The organism is Streptomyces acidicola (genome assembly GCF_009377235.1).
Taxonomy (GTDB): Bacteria; Actinomycetota; Actinomycetes; order Streptomycetales; family Streptomycetaceae; genus Streptomyces; species Streptomyces acidicola.
This window is the reverse complement of sequence record NZ_VMNX01000415.1, coordinates 1-4,462: the sequence shown is the minus strand read 5'-3', so window position 1 is coordinate 4,462 and position 4,462 is coordinate 1. Positions and strand designations below refer to the sequence as shown.

Sequence of the window (4,462 nt, the reverse complement as noted above, 5' to 3'; positions counted from 1 at the left end):
GTGCGGGGGTGGTGCCGGTCGTCGGGGGTGCTGACGAATGGTGCATGGCGGGCATGACCGCTCCTGTCCGCGTCAACGTGGGTGGGCGGATGAGGGTGTGGGGAGGTGGGGCCTGCGGGGCGTACCGGAGGAGCCTTCCCACCCTACGCGGGTGGGCATTCCGGCACTTTGTTAACTACTCACGCGTATGTCTACACACAAGACCGGCCTCGTCCTGTGAGGGCGAGGCCGGTCCGTGCCGTGCCGCTCCGGTCGGGCGTTCGGCCTGGCACTAGGGGTTGTCGACCTGCAGGATCTTGTCCGGTGAGCCGAGGCCACGGCCCGTCACCTTGCCCGAAACAGAGCGGTTGACGAGCGCCTGGCTGACCTGGGCCGGGGTGGCGCCGCGGTGGTCGGCGAGGTAGAGGGCGGCCGCACCCGTGACATGCGGGGCCGCCATCGACGTACCGTCGAAGGTCGCCTTCCCGGTGTCGCTGCGGTGCGACGCGGAGGTGATCGCCACGCCGGGCGCGAACAGGTCCAGGCTCGAACCCCAGTTGGAAAAGCTCGCTCGCCGGTCCCTCTTGTCGAGGGCACCGACGGTGATCGCCTGCCTGACCCGGGCGGGCGAATAGAGCCCCGCCGACAGACCGTCGTTACCGGCCGCCACCGAGTACGTCACGCCGGACGCGATCGAGCTGCGGACGGCCGCGTCGAGCTGCGCGTTGCCGAAGCCGGCCAGGCTCATGTTGGCCACCGCGGGCTTCCGTGCGTGCCTGGTCACCCAGTCGATGCCCGCGATGACCTGGGCGGTGGTGCCCCCGCCGTCGTTGTCGAGGACGCGGACGGCGACGACCTTCGCCTTCTTGGCGACGCCGTACTTCGTGCCCACGGCGGTGCCGGCGACGTGCGTGCCGTGGCCGTTGCCGTCCGCCGCGACCTTGTCGCCGCCCACGAAGTCCCAGCCGTAGGACGCCCGCCCGCCGAAGTCCTTGTGGGTGATCCGGATGCCGGTGTCGATGACGTAGACCGTGACGCCCTTGCCCGCCGAGTCCGGCCATGTGTAGCTCTTGTCGAGCGGCGGGTTCGTCTGGTCGATGCGGTCGAGCCCCCAGGACGGAGGGTTCTGCTGCGTGTGGTCGTAGGCCACCCGGGTGTCCTGGACGACCGACGCCACGCGGGAGTCCGCCGCCAGCGCGCTGGCCTGTCCTTCGCCCACCCGCACGGCATAGCCGTTCAGAACCGAGCTGTAGGTGTGGCTGATTCTCGCCCCGTACTTCTCGGCGATGCCCTTTCCGGCCGCCGAGGGAGCCTTCGTTCCCCCCTTGAGTGTCACGATGTAACTGCCGCTCACGGAGCCGGCCGCGCCGGCGCCGAGTATCCGCCCCTGCGGGACGGCGTGCGCGGGCAGGGTAACGGCCGAAAGCACCGCGGCCGTGGCCGCGGCGGTCAGGCCTCCCGCCCAGCGCAGACGCCTGTTCGCCGTCTGTGCCATGTGTGAGTTCCCCTCCTCAACTCGACCCATGACGGCCGGAGTTCGCCCATTACGGCAGTGTCCGACCGATACGACCCTGCGCAGCCTCTCGTGCGGTGCGAACTACCACAAGGGTTGTTTTTGCGCCTGAGCCGCGCCCTTTTGCGCCTAAGCCGGCGCCGCTTTCGCGGACCTGGTTGGTCGCCGTCGTGGTTCCTCAATCGATGGTTGCGCCGGGTGGCACTGAGGGGGCGCATCCGCATGGCGCCATGTCGCCGAGGCACTCGCGCCGCTACGGTCGGGGGACGAAGGGGCGCACAGCGTGTGTGGCCCTCGGCCGCGTACGTCCTCGCGAAGGTGGAACCCAGTGAAGGCGATCCGCAGATTCACCGTTCGACCCGTCCTGCCCGAAGCCCTTCACCCGCTCAGCGAACTGGCGCGCAATCTGCGCTGGTCCTGGCACGCAGAGACCCGTGACCTCTTCCAGTCCGTCGACCCGGAGCGCTGGGCCTCCTCCGGCGGCGACCCTGTACGTCTGCTCGGCGGGGTCTCGATGGACCGCCTCGCGGAACTGGCCGAGGACCGGCGTTTCCTGCGGCGCCTGGCCGCCGTGGCCGACGACCTGCGCGACTACATGACCGGCGAGCGCTGGTACCAGACCCAGCCGCCCGGACTCCCGGCCGCCGTCGCGTACTTCTCACCCGAGTTCGGCATCACCGCGGCCCTGCCGCAGTACTCCGGCGGCCTCGGCATCCTCGCCGGCGACCATCTGAAGGCGGCCAGCGACCTGGGCGTACCGCTCATCGGCGTCGGCCTGCTCTACCGGCACGGCTACTTCCGCCAGACGCTGTCGCGCGACGGATGGCAGCAGGAGCACTATCCGGTGCTCGACCCGCACGAACTGCCACTGGTGCCGCTGCGGGAGGCCGACGGCTCCGTCGCCCAGGTCCCCCTGGCGCTCCCCGGCGGGCGCCGGCTCCGCGCCCGCGTCTGGCAGGCCCAGGTCGGCCGTGTCCCCCTGCTGATGCTCGACTCGGACGTGGACGAGAACGACCACGGCGAGCGGGGCGTCACCGACCGGCTGTACGGAGGCGGCAGCGAACACCGACTGCTCCAGGAGATGCTGCTGGGCATAGGAGGAGTGCGCGCGGTCCGCACGTACTGCCGGCTGACCGGCCATCCTCAGCCCGAGGTCTTCCACACCAACGAGGGACACGCGGGCTTCCTCGGCCTGGAGCGCATCGCCGAACTCGGCGACCAGGGACTCGACTTCGACGCCGGACTGGAGGCGGTACGCGCCGGCACGGTCTTCACCACCCACACCCCCGTCCCGGCCGGCATCGACCGCTTCGACCGTGAGCTGGTGGCCCGCCACTTCGGCCCCGACGCGGAACTTCCGCGCATCGACGTGGAGCGCATCCTGGGGCTGGGCATGGAGACGTACCCCTCAGGCGAGCCCAACCTGTTCAACATGGCCGTCATGGGGCTGCGCCTGGGCCAGCGGGCCAACGGCGTCTCGCTGCTGCACGGACGCGTCAGCCGGGAGATGTTCTCGGGCCTGTGGCCGGGCTTCGACCCGGACGAGGTCCCGATCACCTCGGTGACGAACGGCGTGCACGCCCCCACCTGGGTGGCCCCCGAGGTCTTCCGTCTGGGCGTCCGCCAGATCGGCGCGCAGCGCACCGAGGACGCGATGACCGCCGGTGGCACGGACCGCTGGGACGCGGTGGCCGACATCCCCGACCAGGACATCTGGGACCTGCGACGGTCGCTGCGCGAGCAACTGGTGACGGAGGTACGGCGGCGGCTGTACGCGTCCTGGCGACAGCGGGGCGCGGGCACGGCCGAACTCGGCTGGATCGAGGAGGTCCTGGACCCGGACGTGCTGACGATCGGCTTCGCGCGGCGGGTCCCCTCGTACAAACGCCTGACCCTGATGCTGCGGGACAGGGACCGTCTGATGGACCTGCTGCTGCACGAGGAGCGGCCGGTCCAGATCGTGGTGGCGGGCAAGGCGCACCCGGCGGACGACGGCGGCAAGCGGCTGGTGCAGGAACTGGTGCGGTTCACGGACGACCCGCGGGTACGGCACCGGATCGTGTTCCTCCCGGACTACGGCATGGCAATGGCCCAGAAGCTGTACCCCGGCTGCGACGTCTGGCTGAACAACCCGCTGCGACCGCTGGAGGCGTGCGGGACGTCGGGGATGAAGGCGGCGCTGAACGGCTGCCTGAACCTGTCGGTCCTGGACGGCTGGTGGGACGAATGGTTCCAGCCGGACTTCGGATGGGCGATCCCCACGGCGGACGGCACGGATCGTTCAGCGGTGGGGGAGGGCGACGACCGACGGGACGACCTGGAGGCGGCAGCGCTGTACGACCTGCTGGAGCAGCGGGTGACCCCCCGTTTCTACGAGCGCGGCCGGGGCGGCCTGCCCGACCGCTGGATCGAGATGGTCCGCCGGACCCTGACGCATCTGGGCCCGAAGGTGCTGGCGGGCCGGATGGTCCGCGAGTACGTGGAGCGCCTCTACGCCCCCGCGGCCCGCGCCCACCGGGAGCTGGCACCCGACGCGGCACGGGAACTGGCCGAGTGGAAGGCGCGGGTGCGCGCGGCCTGGCACCGGGTCACGGTGGACCATGTGGAGACGTCGGCCTCGACGGCCACGGCGGAGCTGGGGACGACGCTGGTCCTGCGCGTGCGTGTCGGTCTGGGCGGCCTGGCCCCGGACGATGTGGAGGTACAGGCGGTTTCCGGCCGGGTGGACGGGGACGACCGCATCGCGGACGCCGCGGGCGTCCCGCTGAAGCCGACGGGCGGCCCGGACGAGGAGGGCCGCTGGGTGTACGAGGGCCCGCTGTCCCTGGACCGCACAGGCCCCTTCGGCTACACCGTCCGCATCCTCCCGGACCACCGGCTGCTGGCGTCACGGGCGGAGCTCGGGCTGGTGGCGCTGCCGTCGGAGGACGCGGGGGAGGGGGCGGGGGTGCTGATGCGGATGCTGCTGGT

The 4,462-nt window shown here is 71.3% G+C and carries 2 protein-coding genes; one reads left to right on the top strand and one right to left on the bottom strand.

Annotated elements, in window-relative coordinates:
• Positions 1 to 271: 271 nt before the first annotated feature.
• Complete coding sequence (locus tag FPZ41_RS45095) at positions 272 to 1,474, bottom strand: S8 family peptidase (RefSeq protein ID WP_152870553.1); 1,203 nt, start codon at positions 1,472 to 1,474, stop codon at positions 272 to 274.
• Between the two features lie 346 nt (positions 1,475 to 1,820).
• On the opposite strand from FPZ41_RS45095, the gene FPZ41_RS45090 reads away from it, so the two are divergent.
• Positions 1,821 to 4,462, top strand: a 2,642-nt coding sequence (locus FPZ41_RS45090) for a glycosyltransferase family 1 protein (protein ID WP_322621543.1), incomplete at its 3' end; no start/stop codon positions are given.

What these genes read in the sequence shown, in the direction of transcription:
- FPZ41_RS45095 (WP_152870553.1), bottom strand. Translation starts at nt 1,474, where the DNA reads ATGGCACAGACGGCGAACAGGCGTCTGCGCTGGGCGGGAGGCCTGACC.